Here is a 642-nt window from a genome sequence, read left to right on the forward strand (position 1 = left end):
CAAATTACAAGTTACCCCAAGATACCCAAATTACAAGATACACAAATTACAAGTTACCCCAAGATACCAGTTACTTTATACCTATATTTATTTATATTCAACTTATTTTATACAAAACTAAAAGTTAATTGTAAAAATAAACTATTCTATACTAGTTTATTTCTATTTTTTAATAGGTATTTTATTTTTGATGAAACTTTTAAAGTTTTTCAAACTTAAGTTTGAAAAAATACGTTAAAAAGTTTCACTTCTACATACAACACAATTTGTATTTGATGTAATAGTTACATTTCTTGACCAACATTCTGCATGAACAGAATTTAAACATGTATTTGTACAATTTACTGTCATTTCATTTTGATAATCTATATCTTCTAAACATATTGGACAATTTTCATTTTTTCTATATATTTTACTATTAATAAGTGATTCATTTAAGAAATTATTATAGATTTCTACTGTCCATTCAGTTGGTTCTATTATACCAAATTTTTTATATCCTAACCAATAAATATGCTTACAATAAATTTTTCTTATACTACAATCTAAGCATGAACAACAACAATTAATTTTATCATATTTTTTCCAAACTTTAATATTATATACCTTATTTGTAGACCCTACAATTTTACAATTGATATA

The 642-nt window shown here is 22.1% G+C and carries 1 protein-coding gene; it reads right to left on the reverse strand.

Features of this window, described 5'->3' with window-relative positions:
• Positions 1 to 234 precede the first annotated feature (234 nt).
• A partial coding sequence (locus AC8IG9_RS06360; RefSeq protein ID WP_507425976.1) for an RING finger protein occupies positions 235 to 642 on the reverse strand: 408 nt, incomplete at its 5' end.

Source organism: Candidatus Allofontibacter sp. (assembly GCF_040404065.1).
GTDB lineage: Bacteria > Pseudomonadota > Alphaproteobacteria > Pelagibacterales > Pelagibacteraceae > Fontibacterium.